Origin of the sequence: Serratia rubidaea (assembly GCF_016026735.1) — a bacterium.
In the GTDB taxonomy this organism is placed as follows: domain Bacteria; phylum Pseudomonadota; class Gammaproteobacteria; order Enterobacterales; family Enterobacteriaceae; genus Serratia_B; species Serratia_B rubidaea.
Genome location: NZ_CP065640.1, coordinates 2,434,587 through 2,455,094, shown reverse-complemented (window position 1 = coordinate 2,455,094; position 20,508 = coordinate 2,434,587). Strand labels below are relative to the sequence as shown.

15 protein-coding genes, 2 tRNA genes and 3 rRNA genes are annotated in these 20,508 nt (G+C 58.1%); all 20 read right to left on the bottom strand.

All coding sequences use genetic code 11. The features are described 5' to 3' along the window. Nucleotides 1-3: 3 nt before the first annotated feature. The 20 genes from I6G83_RS11370 to rluD all read right to left on the bottom strand — a co-directional run bounded on the left by I6G83_RS11370 (nucleotide 4) and on the right by rluD (nucleotide 20,425). Complete coding sequence (locus I6G83_RS11370) at nucleotides 4-573, bottom strand: DUF3261 domain-containing protein (RefSeq protein WP_054307142.1); 570 nt, start codon at nucleotides 571-573, stop codon at nucleotides 4-6. After that, on the bottom strand, nucleotides 573-2,873 hold the full coding sequence (locus I6G83_RS11365) for an MMPL family transporter (protein ID WP_054307143.1): 2,301 nt from the start codon (nucleotides 2,871-2,873) through the stop codon (nucleotides 573-575). Before I6G83_RS11365 ends, I6G83_RS11370 begins: the two co-directional genes overlap by 1 nt. Next, on the bottom strand, nucleotides 2,863-3,468 hold the full coding sequence (locus I6G83_RS11360) for a LolA family protein (RefSeq protein WP_054307144.1): 606 nt from the start codon (nucleotides 3,466-3,468) through the stop codon (nucleotides 2,863-2,865). The genes I6G83_RS11365 and I6G83_RS11360 overlap by 11 nt, the downstream gene beginning before the upstream one ends. Further along, complete coding sequence (locus I6G83_RS11355; RefSeq protein ID WP_054307145.1) at nucleotides 3,465-3,893, bottom strand: acyl-CoA thioesterase; 429 nt, start codon at nucleotides 3,891-3,893, stop codon at nucleotides 3,465-3,467. Before I6G83_RS11355 ends, I6G83_RS11360 begins: the two co-directional genes overlap by 4 nt. Further along, a complete protein-coding gene (locus I6G83_RS11350) occupies nucleotides 3,890-5,611 on the bottom strand; it encodes a glycosyltransferase family 2 protein (RefSeq protein ID WP_054307146.1) in 1,722 nt (573 codons plus the stop codon). Before I6G83_RS11350 ends, I6G83_RS11355 begins: the two co-directional genes overlap by 4 nt. Next, a complete protein-coding gene (locus tag I6G83_RS11345) occupies nucleotides 5,602-5,946 on the bottom strand; it encodes a 3-hydroxyacyl-ACP dehydratase FabZ family protein (protein ID WP_054307147.1) in 345 nt (114 codons plus the stop codon). The genes I6G83_RS11350 and I6G83_RS11345 overlap by 10 nt, the downstream gene beginning before the upstream one ends. Next, nucleotides 5,943-7,310, bottom strand: coding sequence for an AMP-binding protein (locus tag I6G83_RS11340; protein ID WP_054307148.1), 1,368 nt, complete (start codon nucleotides 7,308-7,310; stop codon nucleotides 5,943-5,945). Before I6G83_RS11340 ends, I6G83_RS11345 begins: the two co-directional genes overlap by 4 nt. After that, nucleotides 7,277-7,855 (bottom strand): COG4648 family protein, encoded by a 579-nt coding sequence (locus I6G83_RS11335; protein ID WP_054307149.1) that lies wholly within the window; start codon nucleotides 7,853-7,855, stop codon nucleotides 7,277-7,279. Before I6G83_RS11335 ends, I6G83_RS11340 begins: the two co-directional genes overlap by 34 nt. A gap of 15 nt (nucleotides 7,856-7,870) precedes the next feature. After that, complete coding sequence (locus I6G83_RS11330) at nucleotides 7,871-8,122, bottom strand: acyl carrier protein (RefSeq protein ID WP_015671043.1); 252 nt, start codon at nucleotides 8,120-8,122, stop codon at nucleotides 7,871-7,873. Nucleotides 8,123-8,131: 9 nt separating this feature from the next. Continuing rightward, nucleotides 8,132-8,392 (bottom strand): phosphopantetheine-binding protein, encoded by a 261-nt coding sequence (locus tag I6G83_RS11325; RefSeq protein WP_015671042.1) that lies wholly within the window; start codon nucleotides 8,390-8,392, stop codon nucleotides 8,132-8,134. A 4-nt stretch (nucleotides 8,393-8,396) separates the two neighbouring features. Beyond that, nucleotides 8,397-9,206, bottom strand: a complete 810-nt coding sequence (locus I6G83_RS11320; RefSeq protein WP_054307150.1) for a lysophospholipid acyltransferase family protein — start codon at nucleotides 9,204-9,206, stop codon at nucleotides 8,397-8,399. Then, nucleotides 9,199-9,906: a beta-ketoacyl synthase chain length factor gene (locus I6G83_RS11315; RefSeq protein WP_054307151.1), complete on the bottom strand. Its 708-nt coding sequence runs from the start codon at nucleotides 9,904-9,906 to the stop codon at nucleotides 9,199-9,201. The genes I6G83_RS11320 and I6G83_RS11315 overlap by 8 nt, the downstream gene beginning before the upstream one ends. A gap of 307 nt (nucleotides 9,907-10,213) precedes the next feature. Next, nucleotides 10,214-10,290: transfer RNA gene (locus tag I6G83_RS11310), tRNA-Asp, on the bottom strand. Between the two features lie 91 nt (nucleotides 10,291-10,381). Then, nucleotides 10,382-10,497 (bottom strand): 5S ribosomal RNA (rrf, locus tag I6G83_RS11305). A 102-nt stretch (nucleotides 10,498-10,599) separates the two neighbouring features. Then, nucleotides 10,600-13,506: ribosomal RNA gene (locus I6G83_RS11300) — 23S ribosomal RNA — on the bottom strand. A 217-nt stretch (nucleotides 13,507-13,723) separates the two neighbouring features. Continuing rightward, a tRNA-Glu gene (locus tag I6G83_RS11295) sits at nucleotides 13,724-13,799 on the bottom strand. 173 nt (nucleotides 13,800-13,972) lie between these two features. Next, nucleotides 13,973-15,513: ribosomal RNA gene (locus tag I6G83_RS11290) — 16S ribosomal RNA — on the bottom strand. Together the 16S, 23S and 5S rRNA genes with 2 tRNA genes alongside form the textbook arrangement of a ribosomal RNA operon. A gap of 500 nt (nucleotides 15,514-16,013) precedes the next feature. Then, nucleotides 16,014-18,587 (bottom strand): ATP-dependent chaperone ClpB, encoded by a 2,574-nt coding sequence (gene clpB / locus I6G83_RS11285; RefSeq protein ID WP_054305788.1) that lies wholly within the window; start codon nucleotides 18,585-18,587, stop codon nucleotides 16,014-16,016. A 129-nt stretch (nucleotides 18,588-18,716) separates the two neighbouring features. Beyond that, on the bottom strand, nucleotides 18,717-19,448 hold the full coding sequence (gene yfiH / locus I6G83_RS11280; RefSeq protein ID WP_054305789.1) for a purine nucleoside phosphorylase YfiH: 732 nt from the start codon (nucleotides 19,446-19,448) through the stop codon (nucleotides 18,717-18,719). After that, nucleotides 19,448-20,425, bottom strand: coding sequence for a 23S rRNA pseudouridine(1911/1915/1917) synthase RluD (rluD, locus tag I6G83_RS11275; protein WP_054305790.1), 978 nt, complete (start codon nucleotides 20,423-20,425; stop codon nucleotides 19,448-19,450). Before rluD ends, yfiH begins: the two co-directional genes overlap by 1 nt. Nucleotides 20,426-20,508: the final 83 nt, after the last annotated feature.

The window sequence follows — 20,508 nt, the reverse complement described above, 5'->3', positions numbered from 1 at the left end:
CGCTTACTCCTCCAGATTCTCAATGGCGATCCGGTAGTGGAACGCCGACTGGCTGATGGACACCGGATGACGACGTTCTGCCGTCTGGTAGCGGATCTCGCTGATCAGCACCCCGCGATCGTCATACAGGCGGCGGCGATCGTCGCGATCCTCCAGCCGCCAGCCTGCCGGCAGCCGCGCCTGCCACTGCGCCTGCGGCCAGTAGCTCAGCATAATATCCGCCAGCACCTGGGCGGCCGGCGGCAGTTCGCCCAGCTTGATAAACTGCCGGCTGTGAATACCCTGCTCATCATAAACCAGATTAAACAGGCGAATGCCCAGCGGCGACATCCCCACCAGCGTCAGGCGCTGACCATCGGCATTGAGCAGCACCATCATCGTATGCCGCTGCCCTTTCACTTCGGCGGTCAGCAACTGTTGCTGGCTGAACGGTTCCGCCAGCGTCGGCGACGGCAGGGCCACCCGGGTGCCGGGCTTCAGCCAGGCGCTGGGCGCATCGGCCGTAGAAGATGAACCGGCGCAGCCGGTCAGCAACGCGCCAAGCAGCACGATCGGGAGCAATAGGCCGCGCATCAGACATTACCTCTTAACGTTTTTCTCAGGGTCAACGGCGCCAGCAGAAACGCCACCGCAATGCCGCCGCTCAGCACGATGCCAAAGCTGGCGATCGCCTGCGTATGGCTGAACACCAGCATGCCGAAGGTCAGCTGCGTGGTGAACACCGCCATAAAGATGGCAAACATCGAGGTGGTCGGCGTTCCGCGCGGATTGGTGAAAAACAGCGTGTAGTTAATCCCAATCCCCAGCACCAGCACCAGCGCCAGCAGTGAAAACAGATTCAGCGTATGGCCGCTTAACGCCAGCGCCGCAATGCCGCCGCCCAGCGACAGCAGGGTCGGCACCATACAGCGCAGCGCGTGACGCAGGCCGAAGCGCCACAGATAGATGACCGCGATAGCCGCCACCGACAGCATCAGTAAATAGGACAGGTACAGGCGGTAGTGGCCGAACAGCTCGCTGAACTCCGTTTTACGGTCGATCCAGCCGCCGCCGGGCACCTGCTGCGCCAGTTTCAGCATGGCGGCGCTGTCCTGCACGCCGCTGACGGGCACCAGCACCGCGCTGCGGCCGTCCGGCAGCGACAGCCATAATAGCCGCCACCCTTCGCTGACCACGCTGGTTAACCATTGTTCCGGCTGCACCCAGCGCGCCTGCAGATCGGGCGGAGCAACCTCAACGCCGGCCTGCTGCAGCTGCGCCGTTACCTGCGGGGCAACGCGCGCCAGCAGCGCCGCATCTTCACGCTGCTGGCGCAGGGAAGGCAGCGGCAGCAGGCGGTAATCCTCCAACAGCCCCCGCTGTTGCGCCTGCTGCAGTTTCGGCCGCAGCATTTCCAGCCGCTGCAGCGTCTGCTGGGCATTCTGCCCATACACCACCAGCCATTTCTGATCGTTATGCTGCCCGGTCAAGGCGGCGATCTGCCGTTCCTGCTGCTGCAGCGCGGCCGGCAGCGACTGCAGCTGGCCAATATCATCATCAATGCGCAGCTGGCCAATCCCCGCCGCCACCGTCACGGCGATCGCACCAGGCAGACCGAAGCGCAGCAGCGGCCGACGCCAGGCCCGCAGCCAGCGCATAATCAGCGTCAGTCCCGGCGCGCTACGCACCGGCAGGCGGCGCGACAGCTGCGGATACCAGCAGATTACCGTCATGCACGCCGCGCTCAGCCCCACGGCGGCAAATACCGCTAACTGCTGCAACCCGGGGAACGGTGCGATCAACAGCGCCAGATAGGCCACCACCGTCGTCAGCAGCGCCATCGACAGCGCCGGCAGCAGCTTGCGCAGGCTCTGCAACGGCGTCGACTGCCGGCCATGCACCATGCGTTCGCTGAGGAAGTACAGCGTATAGTCGGCGGAAATGCCGACGATGCTGATGCTCAGCACCAGCGTCATCAGGTGAATCTCGCCAAACGCCAGCAAGGTGGCGACCGTTCCCGCCAGCGCGCCGACGCCGACCGACAGCGCGCACAGCAGCAACGGCAGCGGCGAACGGAACATCAGCAGCACCAGCAAAAATACGCCGGCCACGGAGGCCAGCCCGATGGTGGAAATATCGTGCTCAGCCTGCTGGCTGGCATAGTCGCTGTAATACAGCGCGCCGCGCTTCAGTACTTTGCTGCCCGGAAAACGCTGCTGCAACTGCTGCTGCAACGCGTTCAGCGTCACCACCATCTGCCGCGCGCTGTGCATATCGTAAGAGGAGGCGCGTAATTCGCCATGCAGCAGGTACCAACTGCGCCCCTGCCGATCCTGCGCCGTCAGCCAGCCGTCCTGCAAACGCAGCGCGCCGCCGTTTTGCTGCTGCGCCAGCTGCGCGCCCCGCACCAGCAACAGCGGGTCGTGCGCCAGCTCTTTGCCGCTGACGCCGGCGAACGCCGAATACAGCTGGCCGAGGATCCACTGGCTTTGCGCCTCCGCGCCCTGCCGCAGGCGCTGGCGGGTGGCGTCATCCAGCAGCGCGTGGCGGTGCTGATAGAAAAACTGCCCCCACTGCTGCTGACGCCCGGCGTCCAGCGGGCCGGCGACCTGCTGCAACGCCGGCAGCGCCCGCAGCCGCTGATACCACCAGCTCACTGCGGCGTCGCCTTGCCCCGGCGCCGGGCTGACCAGCCACATCAGTTGGCGATCCAGGCGCTGGCTGAAGCCGTCCGCCAGCGCCTTCGGCACCTGAGACTGCGAGGAGTGCGGCAGCAGCGCCAGCACGCTGCTGTTAATCTGGCTGCGCGGCGCCAGCACGCACAGCGCCGCGAGTAATAATACGCAGACCGCCAGCCAGCCGTAGGCCAGCCGACGGTGGACGTTAGGGCGCAAAACGCTGCTGCTCCTCGGCGGTCAGCGTCGCCGGTTCGGTACGCTGATTAAAAAAGCGAATATGGGTGGCGTCGTTTTGTTTATCATCAATATCAATGGTGTTCAGGAAGCGGGCGCCGTTGAGCGTAATGCGCGTAAACAGCTTATCCAGCGGGGTGGTTTTCGGCGTCAGCACCAGACGCCAACGCTCGTCGCCCAGATCGCTGAACTGCAGGGTGAAGTTTTGCTCCAGCGCCTGACCGTCCGCATGAAACAGCGCGCTCAACAGATGGTTGAACTGAAACATCTGCGGGTTATTTTCCGCCGTCACCACCTGCGGCGCCTGCCCGGCCACGGTTTGCACCATGCGCCGATCGTCCAGCAGCAGCGTCAGCGGGAAGGGACGCTGCTGCGCCCACCACAACCCTTTCTGCTGGGAGATCAATAGTTCACCGCCGGACTGCAGCGGCTTGGCCATCCCGCTGATGCTGCGCTGCTGCTCAAATTCGGCGCGCAGCACCACCTGCTGGCTGAAGCGCTGTTGCAGCTGCGGCAGCGTAACGGCCTGCGCCCCTACGGCGAACAGACACAGCGCCATCAATAGCCACTTTTTCATCGCTTCTCCTCCAGCTTGTCCAGCAGCACCTGCGGCGCAACAAAACACATCTCCTGACTGCTCTCGTCCACCGCCACCTGAATGGTGTAACCGCTGGTGGTGCGCTGGCCGCTGTCCGCGTCCAGGATCTGGTAGCCGATACGCAGGCGATTCTCGTACTCCTGCAGCGTGGCGCAGACAATCACCCGCTGCTCAAAACGCAGCGGCGCGATGTATTTCACCCGCGTGTCCACAATCGGCCAGACGTAGCCTGAGGCCTGCATTTGCCGATAGCCGTAATCAAACTGCTTCAGCAGCGCTTCGCGCGCCACTTCAAAATAGCGGAAGTAGTTGCCGTGCCAGACCACGCCCATTGCATCGACATCGTGAAACGGCACGGTAATCTCCACCCGTACGGAAAAACGCGGATCGTCTTGCAGACTCATGCCTCAGGCTCCTGTCGTGCGGGCGGCTCAGCGGCCGCCAAGTGCCAGAAATCGAAAAAGTTAAACCAGTCGAGCGGCGCCAGCAGGCAGTAGTGCTCCAGCCGCGCCGCATAGCGATCCACCGCCTGCTGCAGCGCCCGCTGCCGATCGCCGCGCGGCAAAGGCAGCGGATCGGCGAAGGGTTCGAAATAGACCCGCAGCTCACCCTGCTGTTTAAGGCCGAACATCAGGAAAACCGGGCAGCGCAGCGCCGCGGCCAGCACGAACGGCCCTTGGGGAAACGGCGCCGCCTGGCCGAGAAACTCGCTCCAGACCACGCGCGGCTGCTCGCCGCGCTGATACTGCCCGGCGGAGGTGCGATCGCCGACGATGGCCACCCATTCACCGGCGTTCAGCTTATCCATCAGCCGCATGGCGGTTTCCGGCCCCAGCGAGGAAACCTGGATCAGGTTCAGATTGGCGCGCGGGTTTACCTCGCGCATCACCTGATTAAAGCGTTCGGCGTGTTCGGTAAACACCAACGCATTGACCTTAACCTCGGCGCCCAGCTCTCCCAGCGCGCGACAGGATTCGATATCGCCGAGGTGCGACGCCAGAATCAGCGTGCCCTTACCCGAGTTAATCTGCTGCTGGCAACGCTGGCGATCCACCAGCCGGATCCCCTGTAGCTCGCCCTGCCAGCTGGCTAGCTTATCCAGCATCGCGTCGCCAAAGCGCATAAAGTGGCGAAAGCTGTTCAGCGGCTGCGGCAACGGCCGCTGGCGCTGCTGCGCAAAATGGCGCAGGCGCTGCAGGTAATCGCGCGATGCCCGGCGCTGCGCCCGCCCGGTCAGCCAGAAATAGCCGATCACCGGGTACAGCAACAGTTGAAACGCCCGGCGGCCGAACAGTTTATAGACCTTGAGCATCAGACGGATGCCCCACAGCCCCTGACGTTCGCGCGCCGCCGACCAGTGCTGCGGCTCCGCCAGCCGCCGGCGCTGGCGTAATAGCCGCGGAATGCGCGGCAGCATGCCGAGAAACAGCCGGGTGTGCATCCAGGAAATACGCAGGTTGTCGCGCAGCGCGTCAAAATGGGAAATGCCGTCCGCCGGATAGGTCACGCGGGTGGGTAAAAAGCGGCTGGGCACGCCCCGCCAATACAGACGCACCATCACTTCGGTATCGAAATCCATACGCTGCCCCAGCCGGCGGCTGTTCAGCAGCGCCAGCGTTTCCGCCAGCGGATAGACGCGGAAGCCGCACATGCTGTCTTGCAGCGAAAAGGAGAGCGTCTCCAGCCATACCCAAAAGTGCGTGATATAGCGGCCGTACAGCCGCGCCTTCGGCACCGACGCATCGTAGAGCGGGCGGCCGGAGATCAGCGCCTGCGGATAGCGGCGAGCCTCATCCAGCATCGCGGGGATATCGCTTAACTGATGTTGACCGTCGGCATCCAGCTGCAGCGCATGGCTGAAGCCACGCTGCTGCGCCAGTTGCAGGCCGGCGCTCACGGCGCCGCCCTTGCCGAGGTTCTGCTCCAGCCGCTGCAGCGTCACCCACGGCCGCTGTGCCGCCAGGCGCTGTAACTCCGTCGCCGTGGCGGCATCGCTGCCGTCGTCAATCACCAGGCACGGCAGCTGATAGCCCGCCAGCTGATCCAGGACATCGGCCATCATCGCGCCGTGATTAAAACAAGGGACGAGCAAACAGGGTCGAAACTCATTATTCAGCGACATAGGGCAATCTTTCCGCTGCTGGCGATAACCTCACCGACGCGATAGCTGAACAACAGTTTCTGTCGGGTCGGCTGCCACTCCAGCGTCAACGTCACCGTTTCCAGCGGCAGGATCGGTCGCTGGAACTTCAGCACCTCCATACCCGAGAAGTCGCCCTCAATCGGCAGCAAGGCGGCGGCAAACTGCATCGCCCAGTTAACCTGCGCCACGCCGGGCAAAATGGGATGCAGAGGGAAATGACCGCGAAACCACGCCAGCTCGGCGGGCAGCCGCATCGTCACCACGGCATGGTTCGTCTCCGTTGTCTGTTGTTGCAGCACCTCGGGATGCATCATAAAAAGAGTTCCTGTAATTCGGCATAGGCGCGTTTACCCTGCGGATTGCGCGGGATCGCCGTGACAATCCGCCAGCTGCGCGGCAGCGCGACCGGCTCCAGCCACGGACGCAGCGCCTGATGTAAACGCCGGGTGAACAGACCTTCCGGCAGCGACTGACGCTCGGTGCGTCCCTGCGCGGACAGAACGATCACCGCGGCCAGGCTGGTGCGCCCCTTACGCCGCAGCGGCAATACCGCCGCATCGCTGATGGCCGGCAGCGCCAGCAGCCGTCGTTCAACTTCGCTGAGCGACAGGCGTTTTTCTTCAATTTTGATAATGCGATCGCTGCGCCCCAGCAGCTGAAAATAACGCGTATCCGCCGCCGGTTGCAAAATATCATTCAGCACCAGCGGTGCATCAAGTAGCGGAGAATCGATCTGCGCCAGCCCCTGCGCATCCACCTGCAGGGTGACGCCGTCAAACAGGCGCCACGGCGTCTCTGGCCGTTGCTGCTGCCGCCAGCCGATAACCCCGGTTTCCGTCGCGCCATAGATCTCCAACGGCAACGCGCCCAGCAAATGCTGTGAGCGCTGCGCCTCAGCGAACGTCAGCGGTCCGCCGGCGGAGAACACCTGCGCGCAATCCAGCGGGCTCAGCGCGCTATCCAGGCGTTTCAGCCAGGCCGGGCTGCTGATAAACAGCAGTTGTCCCACCTGACGTTTGGCAATCAGCTGTTCATGGTATTGCGTGAGCTGCGCGTCGAACGGCACGCCGCAGGCCATCGGCATAAACAGCCGGAAGCTCAGGCCGTATAAATGCTGATGAGAAACGGAGGCGACAATCCAGCGCCCCTGAAACTGCGGCAACCAGCAGGCAGCCAGCAGCGCGCATTCATCATCCAGCGCCGCAACCGACTTATGCACCTTCTGTGGCTCCCCCGTCGACCCGGAGGTATAGAGAACCAGACCGGCGTCCTCCGGCCATTCCGGCAATGCGGCGCGCGCTGTGCGTCCTTCTGTCACCGTCAGGCTCGGCACGCCAAGCATCAGCGGCAAATCACTCAACAACGCGTCAAAGTCCGCGCGCTGCTCTTGTAAAATGGCTTCCCGCTGATGACCAAAAATAATTGGCTCTTTACCGCAGTACAACGACGCTAGCAACGCGACCGTAAAACGGTAGCAGTCATCAAAACAGAGCGCCCAGCGCCGTTCCCTGCGCACATTCAGCTCGTGATACAGCCCGGCGACATCGCGACGCAGCTGGCCCAGCGTTATCCGCTGCTCGCCACGCCAGGCAACCACGCGATCGGACGCCTGCTCCTGCGCCAGCCAGCGGCTCATCGGCAAGGTCAGCGGCGTTTTATCCTTTGTCTCGCGATCCATTCTCCCCCCATCAGGGCGCCCATCAGCAGGTAACTGATCCCGCCGTTGTACAACGTCCATAGCTTGATATCCCCCAGTTGGCAGGTGATTAACGCTATTGAGGCGTTCACAATAAAGAACCCGCACCAAACCTGGGTGACCCGGCGCGTATAGGCTACGCCCGCAGCGGACAGATCCGGCTCGCGCAGGCGCGCCAACCGCTCGACCACCGTCGGGGGAAACCACAGGGAACCGGCGAACAGCGCCAGCAACAGCAGACTGACCAGCACCGGGTAATACAGCAGCCAGTGGGATTGCCCCAGCAGCCAGCTGCTCAGCGCCAGTACCATGCCGACCAGAGCCAGCATTTTCGCCAGGCCGCCGTGCTGACGCCACCCGCCGCGCAGTGACAGCAGACGCAGGGTGAACAGCACAGCCAGCAACGGCGCCAACAGCTGCGTGCCCCAGCGGCTAACGCCAAACCATATCGCAAACGGATACAGTACCAGCAATAGCCAGGTCAGCGCCTGCAACAGCGTTCGGCTACGCGCCAGCCAGCGTCTCACCGTACGCCGCCTGCGTCAGCTGCCCGGGTTGAGCAATTGATCGATTGCATCGACCACGTCTTGTACCGTACGCACCGACTTGAACATTTCCGGTTTGATCTTTTCGCCGGTGATCTTTTGCAGGTGCACTACCAGGTCAACGGCGTCGATGCTGTCCAGATCCAGCTCGTCATACAGGCCGGACTGCGGCGTAATCGTCTGGGCATCAAGCTCAAACAGCTTGGCCATCAACGTCTGAACCTCGACAAAAATCTGCTGCTTATCCATGAAAACCCCTTATTTGCTACGCCGTGCGGAAACAAACGCGGCCAGCGTTTCCACAGAATAAAAATGTTGACGCATATCGTCGCTTTCGGCCGACAACACAACGCCATAACGGTTTTTCAGCGCCAGACCCAATTCCAGCGCATCAATCGAATCCAGACCTAAGCCTTCGCCGAACAAAGGCGCCTGTGTGTCAATCTCATCCGGCGTCATACCTTCAAGATTGAGCGAGTCAATAATCAATTGCTTGATTTCGGTGCTCAATAAATGCATTCCACTATTTCTCATTATTTATAGAATCTGACTGTAAGGCGTCAGTTAAATGCTGGGTTAAACGTCTTGCTGCGCGGGCAGGAGAAACATCGTCCTCGTGCATAAAAGTGCGAGTGTCGATCTTATCCAGAACAGTTACGCGAAACTGCGGTTTTATCGCCGGGATATTATACCATTTGCCCTGTTTCGTCAGCATTGGCGGCTCGCAGCGGATCTGGACCAGCCGAATCGGACACTGGCTGCGAATCGCGATATTTGCGGCGCCGCGCTGCAGCGTCAGCGCACTTCCCGGTGTGGTGCGCGTTCCTTCGGGAAAGATAAGGATCGTGCCGCCGCTGGCCAGGCGTTGCTGACACAGCGCCAGCAGACGCTCGGACTCGGCATTAGCCAGATAGCCTGCCGCCTTGATCACACCGCGCACGAACACATTACGCAACAGCGCCTGTTTAACGATGCAGTCACAGCGCGGCATGCGCGAAGCCAGCAGCACATAGTCCAGCAGGCTGGGGTGATTGGCGATCACCAGACAGCCGGCATCCTCCTGCAGGCGCTCTTCATGTTCAAAAGCATAATCAAACACGCCGAAAAAACGGCAGGCGGACAGAAAAACGCGAAAGCTGTGGCGAATGGCATCCTGGGTTAGCTGGTGACGTCGGCCCGAGTCACGTACGACCAAGCGTAACAGGTTGAACCAAACGCAGGAGAGCAGCAAACCGCCGACGCCAAATAAGGCAAATAATCCGCCGGTTGCCAACACGCGCCAGCAGCGGTTCAGCCAGGATGAAGGGGCGGCCTTAGTTGCTGCGTTAGCCATGATGCGTCCAGCGCCAGTCGTGGCGCGGGCCTGGTACGATAAAATCGCGTTGCCCGCTTAGCCAGTTGCGCAGAAAGGATAAACTTTGCGGTAAGGGTTCCGCGGCCGGACGCCTGGCAACCGCCGCGCATTGCCATGACTCCCCCGCCTCCAACAGCAGCGCCAGCGCATAGGGCCGGGCGGTTAGCGCGACAAAAGGCTGATAGACCTCGGGCAGCGCGCCGTCAAAGTCCACCAACAAAACCCGTGTCGCCGCGCCGCTGGCTAATACCCCCTGCGCTTCAATCATTCCCTGCTGAAAGCTGTCTTCACCAGCCGCCAGCGAAGTGGTAGGTAACGTATTTTTAGCAATGATGGTTAACCAACCTGCGGCGGTATTATGCACCGACATGGCAAAATCGGTCGGCGATAGCGGCTGTTTCTGATGCAGGTGCTGCAGGATCTTATGGGTACGCTCCAGCTCACCGTGGCGGCTGGTAAAGATAGCCAGATCCACAGGCTGCTGCTCCAACAGAGTCAGCCCACATTCGACGGCCAATCGCGTACCTGCGCTCATGCGCCGTGAGGACATCATAGGGATATGCGGGCAAGGCGGTAACGCCTGCGGGGTGAGCTCAGCGAGCGGCTGGCTGGCCCATTGACGCCAGCTATCCGCGGTTTCATATCCGGCGGCCAACGCCCGCCAATTGAGTATCTTCATGCGACCCGCTTGTCACCAGAATATATCGTGCATAAATTTATGATATTTATCCTCGGATAACATGGTTAAAAGTCTGATTTTATAACCTGCGTTTATTTTAATGAAAATAAATTTTATTTATTAGTCAGTTAACTATATATCAACCGGCGGCGCGTTGCGCTAACGCATTAAAGTTAATCGAAGTGGCAATTAAATACGCGGATAGCCGCAGCTTTCTTCCAAAACCAGGTATTAAGCGTTTTAGCAGGCGGGGATTTTTGGCATATGAAAAAGCCCTGAGTCAGAGACTCAGGGCTTATCAATAAAGTGGCGGAACGGACGGGGCTCGAACCCGCGACCCCCTGCGTGACAGGCAGGTATTCTAACCAACTGAACTACCGCTCCACCGATTCTGTTACGTTGCTTTTTACAAAGCAGCAAGGTCTCTTCTCAACCTTGCGATTATCAGACGTCACGCTGATAACGTTTATTTGATGCCTGGCAGTGTCCTACTCTCGCATGGGGAGGCCCCACACTACCATCGGCGCTACGGCGTTTCACTTCTGAGTTCGGCATGGGGTCAGGTGGGACCACCGCGCTATTGCCGCCAGGCAAATTCTGTTTCATCCCGACCGCTACCTCGTAGCCATCAGAACCAATCTCGGAACTTCACTGAAAATTCAACCCGTCTCTCTAAAACACCTTCGGTGTTGTAAGGTTAAGCCTCACGGTTCATTAGTACTGGTTAGCTCAATGCATCGCTGCACTTACACACCCAGCCTATCAACGTCTTAGTCTTAAACGTTCCTTCAGGGGACTCGAAGTCCCAGGGAAGACTCATCTTGAGGCAAGTTTCGCGCTTAGATGCTTTCAGCGCTTATCTTTTCCGCACTTAGCTACCGGGCAGTGCCATTGGCATGACAACCCGAACACCAGTGGTGCGTTCACTCCGGTCCTCTCGTACTAGGAGCAACCCCTCTCAATCTTCCAACGCCCACGGCAGATAGGGACCGAACTGTCTCACGACGTTCTAAACCCAGCTCGCGTACCACTTTAAATGGCGAACAGCCATACCCTTGGGACCTACTTCAGCCCCAGGATGTGATGAGCCGACATCGAGGTGCCAAACACCGCCGTCGATATGAACTCTTGGGCGGTATCAGCCTGTTATCCCCGGAGTACCTTTTATCCGTTGAGCGATGGCCCTTCCATTCAGAACCACCGGATCACTAAGACCTGCTTTCGCACCTGCTCGAGCCGTCACTCTCGCAGTCAAGCTAGCTTATGCCTTTGCACTAACCTCACGATGTCCGACCGTGATTAGCTAACCTTCGTGCTCCTCCGTTACTCTTTGGGAGGAGACCGCCCCAGTCAAACTACCCACCAGACACTGTCCTCACCCCAGATTATGGGGCAGAGTTAGAACATCAAACATTAAAGGGTGGTATTTCAAGGATGGCTCCATGCAGACTGGCGTCCACACTTCAAAGCCTCCCACCTATCCTACACATCAAGGCTCAATGTTCAGTGTCAAGCTATAGTAAAGGTTCACGGGGTCTTTCCGTCTTGCCGCGGGTACACTGCATCTTCACAGCGAGTTCAATTTCACTGAGTCTCGGGTGGAGACAGCCTGGCCATCATTACGCCATTCGTGCAGGTCGGAACTTACCCGACAAGGAATTTCGCTACCTTAGGACCGTTATAGTTACGGCCGCCGTTTACCGGGGCTTCGATCAAGAGCTTCTCCTTACGGATAACCCCATCAATTAACCTTCCGGCACCGGGCAGGCGTCACACCGTATACGTCCACTTTCGTGTTTGCACAGTGCTGTGTTTTTATTAAACAGTTGCAGCCAGCTGGTATCTGCGACTGGCTTCAGCTCCATCCGCAAGGGACTTCACCTACGCGCCAGCGTGCCTTCTCCCGAAGTTACGGCACCATTTTGCCTAGTTCCTTCACCCGAGTTCTCTCAAGCGCCTTGGTATTCTCTACCTGACCACCTGTGTCGGTTTGGGGTACGATTTCGTGTTACCTGGAGCTTAGAGGCTTTTCCTGGAAGCTTGGCATCAACTACTTCTGCACCGTAGTGCATCGTCATCACGCCTCAGGGTTAACAGCGTTCCGGATTTACCAGGAACACCCCCCTACACGCTTAAACCGAGACAACCGTCGCTCGGCTAGCCTAGCCTTCTCCGTCCCCCTTCGCAGTAACACCAAGTACAGGAATATTAACCTGTTTCCCATCGACTACGCTTTTCAGCCTCGCCTTAGGGGTCGACTCACCCTGCCCCGATTAACGTTGGACAGGAACCCTTGGTCTTCCGGCGAGCGGGTTTTTCACCCGCTTTATCGTTACTTATGTCAGCATTCGCACTTCTGATACCTCCAGCAACCCTCGCAGGCCACCTTCAACGGCTTACAGAACGCTCCCCTACCCAACAACGCCTAAGCGTCGCTGCCGCAGCTTCGGTGCATGGTTTAGCCCCGTTACATCTTCCGCGCAGGCCGACTCGACCAGTGAGCTATTACGCTTTCTTTAAATGATGGCTGCTTCTAAGCCAACATCCTGGCTGTCTGTGCCTTCCCACATCGTTTCCCACTTAACCATGACTTTGGGACCTTAGCTGGCGGTCTGGGTTGTTTCCCTCTTCACGACGGACGTTAGCACCCGCCGTGTGTCTCCCGTGATAACATTCTTCGGTATTCGGAGTTTGCATCGGTTTGGTAAGCCGGGATGGCCCCCTAGCCGAAACAGTGCTCTACCCCCGAAGATGAGTTCACGAGGCGCTACCTAAATAGCTTTCGGGGAGAACCAGCTATCTCCCGGTTTGATTGGCCTTTCACCCCCAGCCACAAGTCATCCGCTAATTTTTCAACATTAGTCGGTTCGGTCCTCCAGTTAGTGTTACCCAACCTTCAACCTGCCCATGGCTAGATCACCGGGTTTCGGGTCTATACCTTGCAACTAGACGCCCAGTTAAGACTCGGTTTCCCTACGGCTCCCCTATTCGGTTAACCTTGCTACAAAATATAAGTCGCTGACCCATTATACAAAAGGTACGCAGTCACACCCCGAAGGATGCTCCCACTGCTTGTACGTACACGGTTTCAGGTTCTATTTCACTCCCCTCGCCGGGGTTCTTTTCGCCTTTCCCTCACGGTACTGGTTCACTATCGGTCAGTCAGGAGTATTTAGCCTTGGAGGATGGTCCCCCATATTCAGACAGGATAACACGTGTCCCGCCCTACTCATCGAACTCACGACCTGTGCATCTTCGTGTACGGGACTATCACCCTTTACTGTGCGACTTTCCAGACGCTTCCACTGACACACAAGCCGATTCAGGTTCTGGGCTGTTCCCCGTTCGCTCGCCGCTACTGGGGGAATCTCGGTTGATTTCTTTTCCTCGGGGTACTTAGATGTTTCAGTTCCCCCGGTTCGCCTCCTGCCACTATGTATTCATGACAGGATAGTGTGTCGAAACACACTGGGTTTCCCCATTCGGGTATCGTCGGTTATAACGGTTCATATCACCTTACCGACGCTTTTCGCAGATTAGCACGCCCTTCATCGCCTCTGACTGCCTAGGCATCCACCGTGTACGCTTAGTCACTTAACCTCACAACCCGAAGATGTTTCACTTCGCGTTGCAAACATTTGAGAGACTCTATGACAGGTTACTCCTTATCCCAAACTTCTACGGAGGGACAAGTTTCAGCCGTCATGTTTCAATTTTCAGCTTGTTCCAGATTGTTAAAGAGCAAATATCTCAAACATGACTCGCAAGTCAGTTTTGAGATATCGTTTGATACCGTCTTTCACCCGATATCAGCAAGTGGCGTCCCCTAGGGGATTCGAACCCCTGTTACCGCCGTGAAAGGGCGGTGTCCTAGGCCTCTAGACGAAGGGGACACGAAATTTTCTTAGCGAATCACTGATTCGCTAATTTCGTGTAAGGGTGAGATTTTCCCAGGAAAATCGAGCGACATTGTTATTTGTCACCGTACCCCCAACGCATCGACGCTTTGCTCGTTCTTTTCATCAGACAATCTGTGTGGACACTGCACAGTCAGGATATCTTTAGGTAAGGAGGTGATCCAACCGCAGGTTCCCCTACGGTTACCTTGTTACGACTTCACCCCAGTCATGAATCACAAAGTGGTAAGCGCCCTCCCGAAGGTTAAGCTACCTACTTCTTTTGCAACCCACTCCCATGGTGTGACGGGCGGTGTGTACAAGGCCCGGGAACGTATTCACCGTAGCATTCTGATCTACGATTACTAGCGATTCCGACTTCATGGAGTCGAGTTGCAGACTCCAATCCGGACTACGACGTACTTTATGAGGTCCGCTTGCCCTCGCAGGTTCGCTTCTCTTTGTATACGCCATTGTAGCACGTGTGTAGCCCTACTCGTAAGGGCCATGATGACTTGACGTCATCCCCACCTTCCTCCAGTTTATCACTGGCAGTCTCCTTTGAGTTCCCGGCCGAACCGCTGGCAACAAAGGATAAGGGTTGCGCTCGTTGCGGGACTTAACCCAACATTTCACAACACGAGCTGACGACAGCCATGCAGCACCTGTCTCAGAGTTCCCGAAGGCACCAATCCATCTCTGGAAAGTTCTCTGGATGTCAAGAGTAGGTAAGGTTCTTCGCGTTGCATCGAATTAAACCACATGCTCCACCGCTTGTGCGGGCCCCCGTCAATTCATTTGAGTTTTAACCTTGCGGCCGTACTCCCCAGGCGGTCGATTTAACGCGTTAGCTCCGGAAGCCACGCCTCAAGGGCACAACCTCCAAATCGACATCGTTTACGGCGTGGACTACCAGGGTATCTAATCCTGTTTGCTCCCCACGCTTTCGCACCTGAGCGTCAGTCTTCGTCCAGGGGGCCGCCTTCGCCACCGGTATTCCTCCAGATCTCTACGCATTTCACCGCTACACCTGGAATTCTACCCCCTCTACGAGACTCTAGCTTGCCAGTTTCAAATGCAGTTCCCAAGTTAAGCTCGGGGATTTCACATCTGACTTAACAAACCGCCTGCGTGCGCTTTACGCCCAGTAATTCCGATTAACGCTTGCACCCTCCGTATTACCGCGGCTGCTGGCACGGAGTTAGCCGGTGCTTCTTCTGCGAGTAACGTCAATTGATGAGCGTATTAAGCTCACCACCTTCCTCCTCGCTGAAAGTGCTTTACAACCCGAAGGCCTTCTTCACACACGCGGCATGGCTGCATCAGGCTTGCGCCCATTGTGCAATATTCCCCACTGCTGCCTCCCGTAGGAGTCTGGACCGTGTCTCAGTTCCAGTGTGGCTGGTCATCCTCTCAGACCAGCTAGGGATCGTCGCCTAGGTGAGCCATTACCCCACCTACTAGCTAATCCCATCTGGGTTCATCCGATGGTGTGAGGCCCGAAAGTCCCCCACTTTGGTCTTGCGACGTTATGCGGTATTAGCCACCGTTTCCAGTGGTTATCCCCCTCCATCGGGCAGATCCCCAGACATTACTCACCCGTCCGCCGCTCGCCGGCGAGGAAGCAAGCTTCCTCCCGCTGCCGCTCGACTTGCATGTGTTAGGCCTGCCGCCAGCGTTCAATCTGAGCCATGATCAAACTCTTCAATTAAAAGCTTGATTCGCTAAGTTAATAGCTGTTGCTCAAAGATTTACTGCATGAATTTTACTTCAGTTAGTCACTCTTCAAGACTTGATATTTTTTTGCATCCGAAGATGCTGGATATCGTCTTGTGAGTGCCCACACAGATTGTCTGATAAATTGTTAAAGAGCATCGCCGGAGATAATTCTCATCGGCGCGGGCTGCGTATACTACGCTTTTCACCCGGAGAGTCAAGCGTTTATTTCGCTTTCTTCTCACTGACCCGGCGCCTTGTCAGTCGTTGTTCCCGGTCAGTGGAGGCGCATTATAGGGAGTTCTCAGAACGCCGCAACCCCTAATTGCAAAAAAAATGCCAACCGAACAAAAAACACACAAAGACGCCATTTTAGGATATTTATTAGGCGGAAAAGGTGTGTTTTTCCTCCTATTCAGTAACAAACCCGGTAAAGCCCGCAAAAAGAAAAAGGAGCGGTTGCCCGCTCCTCTTTATAACTACCACTCGTGCCGCTTACTGTTTGGCGACAATATGGTCGTTTTCTACGTCCAGCGTCACCGGCTTGCCCGGTACCAGCTCGCCCGACAGGATTTGCTGCGCCAACGGGTTCTCGATCTCCTGCTGGATTGCGCGTTTCAACGGACGCGCGCCATAGACAGGGTCGTAACCGGTCTTGCCGAGCAGCTCCAACGCCGGTTCGGTAATGGTGACTTCGTAACCGCGCTCTTCCAAACGCTGATACAGACGGTCCAGCTGAATCTTGGCGATGGCGGCAATGTGTTTCTGCCCCAGCGGGTGGAATACCACGACCTCATCGATACGGTTGATGAATTCCGGACGGAAGTGGTGACCTACCATTTCCATTACCGACTCTTTCATCTGCGCGTAGTTCATCTGGCCAAAGTGCTCCTGAATCAAATCGGAGCCCAGGTTAGAGGTCATAATCACCACGGTGTTACGGAAATCGACGGTGCGCCCCTGGCCATCCGTCAGGCGACCATCATCCAGTACCTGCAGCAGAATGTTAAACACGTCCGGGTGCGCCTTTTCCACTTCATCCAGCAGAATGACGGAATAAGGACGACGGCGGACGGCTTCCGTCAGGTAGCCCCCTTCTTCATAACCGACATAACCCGGAGGCGCGCCCACCAGCCGAGATACTGAGTGCTTCTCCATAAACTCGGACATATCAATGCGCACCATCGCGTCGTCGCTGTCGAACAGGAACGATGCCAGCGCTTTACACAGTTCGGTTTTACCCACCCCGGTCGGGCCGAGGAACAGGAAGGAACCGATCGGCCGGTTCGGATCCGACAGGCCGGCGCGGCTGCGGCGAATCGCATTGGAGACCGCACTAACCGCTTCGTCCTGGCCAATCACCCGAGAATGCAGCTCTTGCTCCAGACGCAGCAGCTTATCGCGCTCGCCTTCCAGCATGCGCGCCACCGGGATACCGGTCGCTTTGGCCAACACTTCGGCAATCTCTGCGTCCGTCACGCGGTTACGCAACAGCTTCATGGTCTTGCCTTCGGCCTGCGTCGCCGCCGCCAGCTGTTTTTCCAGATCGGGGATCTTGCCGTACTGCAGCTCGGACATCCGCCCCAGGTCGCCAACGCGGCGCGCCTGCTCCAGTGAGATCTTCGCCTGTTCCAGTTCAGCCTTGATCGTCTGCGTACCGGACAGGGAGGCTTTTTCCGCCTTCCACTCTTCTTCCAGTTCAGAATATTCGCGCTCTTTCTGTTCCAGTTCGGTACTCAGCATTTCCAGCCGTTTCTTGCTGGCGTCGTCGGACTCTTTATTCAGCGCCTGCTGTTCCAGCTTCAGCTGGATAATGCGACGTTCCAGACGATCGAGCGATTCCGGTTTGGAATCCATCTGCATGCGGATGCTGGAAGCGGCCTCATCGATCAGGTCGATGGCTTTGTCCGGCAGCTGGCGGTCGGAAATATAGCGGTGCGATAACGTCGCCGCCGCCACGATCGCCGGGTCGGTAATCTGCACGTGGTGGTGCAGCTCATAGCGCTCTTTCAGACCGCGCAGAATCGCAATGGTGTCTTCCACGCTGGGTTCCGCCACAAAGACCTTCTGGAAACGACGTTCGAGCGCCGCATCCTTTTCTATATACTGACGGTATTCGTCCAGCGTCGTCGCCCCGACGCAGTGAAGCTCGCCGCGCGCCAGCGCCGGCTTCAACATATTGCCGGCGTCCATCGCGCCGTCGGCCTTGCCGGCCCCGACCATGGTGTGCAGTTCATCAATAAACAGAATGACGCTGCCTTCCTGTTTGGCGAGATCGTTCAGCACGCCTTTCAAACGCTCTTCAAACTCGCCGCGATATTTGGCGCCGGCAATCAGCGCGCCCATATCCAGCGACAGCACGCGTTTGTTCTTCAACCCTTCCGGCACTTCGCCGTTCACAATACGCTGCGCCAGCCCTTCGACGATCGCGGTTTTACCCACGCCTGGCTCGCCAATCAGCACCGGGTTATTTTTGGTACGACGCTGCAGCACCTGAATGGTGCGGCGGATTTCTTCGTCACGGCCGATTACCGGGTCAAGCTTGCCCTGTTCGGCGCGTTCGGTCAGGTCGATAGTGTATTTCTTCAATGCCTGACGCTGATCTTCAGCCCCTTGGTCTTCCACGCTGTCACCACCCCGCATTTGGTCAATTGCCTTGCTGATTTTGTCGCTCGTTGCGCCGGCGGCTTTCAGCAGTTCAGTCAGGGTGCCGCGATCTTCCAGCACCGCCAGAACGAATAATTCGGAAGAGATAAATTTATCGGCGCGCTTTTGCGCCAGTTTGTCGCACAGGTTCAGTACGCGCACCAGTTCGTGGGACGGCTGTACGTCACCACCGGTGCCTTCAACCTGTGGCAGGCGCGATAACGCCTGTTCGATATCAATACGTACGCGACCGGCGTCAATACCGGCGGACGTTAATAAAGGACGAACCGAGCCCCCTTCCTGATTAAGCAAAGCGCTCATCAGATGTAACGGTTCAATAAATTGGTTGTCGTGCCCAAGGGCGAGAGACTGGGCATCGGCGAGGGCCAGCTGGAATTTGTTGGTAAGACGATCCAGACGCATAACACCTCCAATATGGTCAAAATTGCTACTGGAGATTAAATGAGGTCATTCCTCAAATTTTCAAGGTTATTTCGACACTATATTATCGGTACTACGTTATGCGTCAGTGGATCGTCCTAATTCAATAGGTTATATCAGCCAGATTAAACTTGCCAGACGTCCGGTGACGCCGTCGCGCCGATAGGAAAAGAAATCGCTCTTTTCGCTAACGGTACAGCGGTCACCGCCGTAGACGGCGCTGACGCCGGCACGCTGCAAACGCTGGCGCGCCAGCAGATAGATATCGGCCAGGAATTTCTCCCCGTAGGGCGTAAAAGCCTGCTCAGCGTCGGAGTCCGCCGCGATAAATGCCGCCCGCACCTCTGCGCCGACTTCAAACCGGCGCGGACCGATCGCTGGCCCGAGCCAGGCGCTGATATCGCCCGGTGCAGCCTGAAACTCGGCGAGCGTCTGCTCCAACACGCCGTTACACAGCCCGCGCCAGCCGGCGTGGGCGGCGGCCACTTCGTCGCCGCGACGGGAGCAAAACAACACCGGCAGACAGTCCGCCGTCATCACCGCGCACACCTGCCCCGGCACACGCGTATACGCCGCATCGGCCTGCAGATCGGCGGGCGTCTGCCCGTCAAGGCGCACCACCCGCGTACCGTGCACCTGCTCCAGCCAGTGCGGCATCTGCGGCAGGCCGGCGGCGCTCACCAGGCATTCACGGTTCTGCTGCACCGACTGCGGCCGGTCGCCGACGTGCATGCCGAGATTCAATGAGTCGTAAGGCGGCAGGCTGACTCCGCCCCTGCGGGTCGTGCTGCAGGCCTGAACGCCCTGCGGCAGCGGCCAGTCGGGCAGAATCAACGTTTCCATCACCAATCCATCTGATCTTTAAATTCTTCGGTATCCGCTTTCAGCGCGTCGATCAGATCGACCATATCCTGCGGCAGCGGCGCATGCCACTCCATCTGGATGCCGCTGATCGGATGGTACAGACGCAGCATGGTGGCATGCAGCGCCTGACGGTCAAACCCGCGCAAGGTATGGATAAACGCTTCCGATGCGCCCTTCGGCGGACGCGGACGGCCGCCGTACAGCGGATCGCCCACCAGCGGGTGGCTGATATGCGCCATATGCACGCGAATCTGGTGCGTACGCCCGGTTTCCAGCCGCAGTCGCAGGCGCGTATGCGCGCGGAAGTGCTCCATAATGCGGTAGTGGGTCACCGCCGGTTTCCCCATCGGATGCACCGCCATATGGGTGCGTTTGGTGGAGTGGCGCGCAATCGGCTCTTCCACCGTACCGCCGGCAGTCATGGTGCCGATCGCCACCGCTTCATACTCGCGGGTAATCTCGCGCGCCTGCAGCGCTTCCACCAGACGCGTCTGCGCCGGTACGGTTTTGGCGACCACCATCAGGCCGGTGGTGTCTTTATCCAGGCGGTGCACGATGCCGGCGCGCGGCACGTCGGCAATCTCCGGATAGTGGTACAGCAAAGCGTTAAGCACCGTGCCGTCCGGGTTGCCCGCCCCCGGGTGCACCACCAGATCGCGCGGTTTGTTGATCACCAGAATATCGCCGTCTTCATAGACGATATCCAGCGGGATGTTCTGCGGTTCCCAACGCGCTTCTTCTTCAATCTGCGCATCAATGGCGACCGTCTCTCCTCCCAGCACCTTCTCTTTCGGTTTGTTTATCGTTTTGCCGTCGACCTGCACCCGATCGTCCAAAATCCACTCTTTTATGCGAGATCTTGAATAATCAGGGAACAATTCGGCCAAAGCCTGATCTAAACGTTGTCCGAGTTGAGATTCGGCCACCGTTGCGGTGAGTTGTACTTGTTGTGCCATATGCAGCTTCTTCGTTAACGTTGGGTTTTCACGGCGATGCCGTTTAATATAATGTGCTATTGTAACTGGTCTTTGTCGGGAGC

Bases quoted from the DNA above. Each gene is read 5' to 3' on its own strand.
- I6G83_RS11370 (WP_054307142.1), bottom strand. From the start codon at position 573: ATGCGCGGCCTATTGCTCCCGATCGTGCTGCTTGGCGCGTTGCTGACC.
- I6G83_RS11360 (WP_054307144.1), bottom strand. From the start codon at position 3,468: ATGAAAAAGTGGCTATTGATGGCGCTGTGTCTGTTCGCCGTAGGGGCG.
- I6G83_RS11355 (WP_054307145.1), bottom strand. From the start codon at position 3,893: ATGAGTCTGCAAGACGATCCGCGTTTTTCCGTACGGGTGGAGATTACC.
- I6G83_RS11350 (WP_054307146.1), bottom strand. From the start codon at position 5,611: ATGTCGCTGAATAATGAGTTTCGACCCTGTTTGCTCGTCCCTTGTTTT.
- I6G83_RS11345 (WP_054307147.1), bottom strand. From the start codon at position 5,946: ATGATGCATCCCGAGGTGCTGCAACAACAGACAACGGAGACGAACCAT.
- I6G83_RS11340 (WP_054307148.1), bottom strand. From the start codon at position 7,310: ATGGATCGCGAGACAAAGGATAAAACGCCGCTGACCTTGCCGATGAGC.
- I6G83_RS11330 (WP_015671043.1), bottom strand. From the start codon at position 8,122: ATGGATAAGCAGCAGATTTTTGTCGAGGTTCAGACGTTGATGGCCAAG.
- I6G83_RS11325 (WP_015671042.1), bottom strand. From the start codon at position 8,392: ATGCATTTATTGAGCACCGAAATCAAGCAATTGATTATTGACTCGCTC.
- I6G83_RS11320 (WP_054307150.1), bottom strand. From the start codon at position 9,206: ATGGCTAACGCAGCAACTAAGGCCGCCCCTTCATCCTGGCTGAACCGC.
- I6G83_RS11315 (WP_054307151.1), bottom strand. From the start codon at position 9,906: ATGAAGATACTCAATTGGCGGGCGTTGGCCGCCGGATATGAAACCGCG.
- clpB (WP_054305788.1), bottom strand. From the start codon at position 18,587: ATGCGTCTGGATCGTCTTACCAACAAATTCCAGCTGGCCCTCGCCGAT.
- yfiH (WP_054305789.1), bottom strand. From the start codon at position 19,448: ATGGAAACGTTGATTCTGCCCGACTGGCCGCTGCCGCAGGGCGTTCAG.
- rluD (WP_054305790.1), bottom strand. From the start codon at position 20,425: ATGGCACAACAAGTACAACTCACCGCAACGGTGGCCGAATCTCAACTC.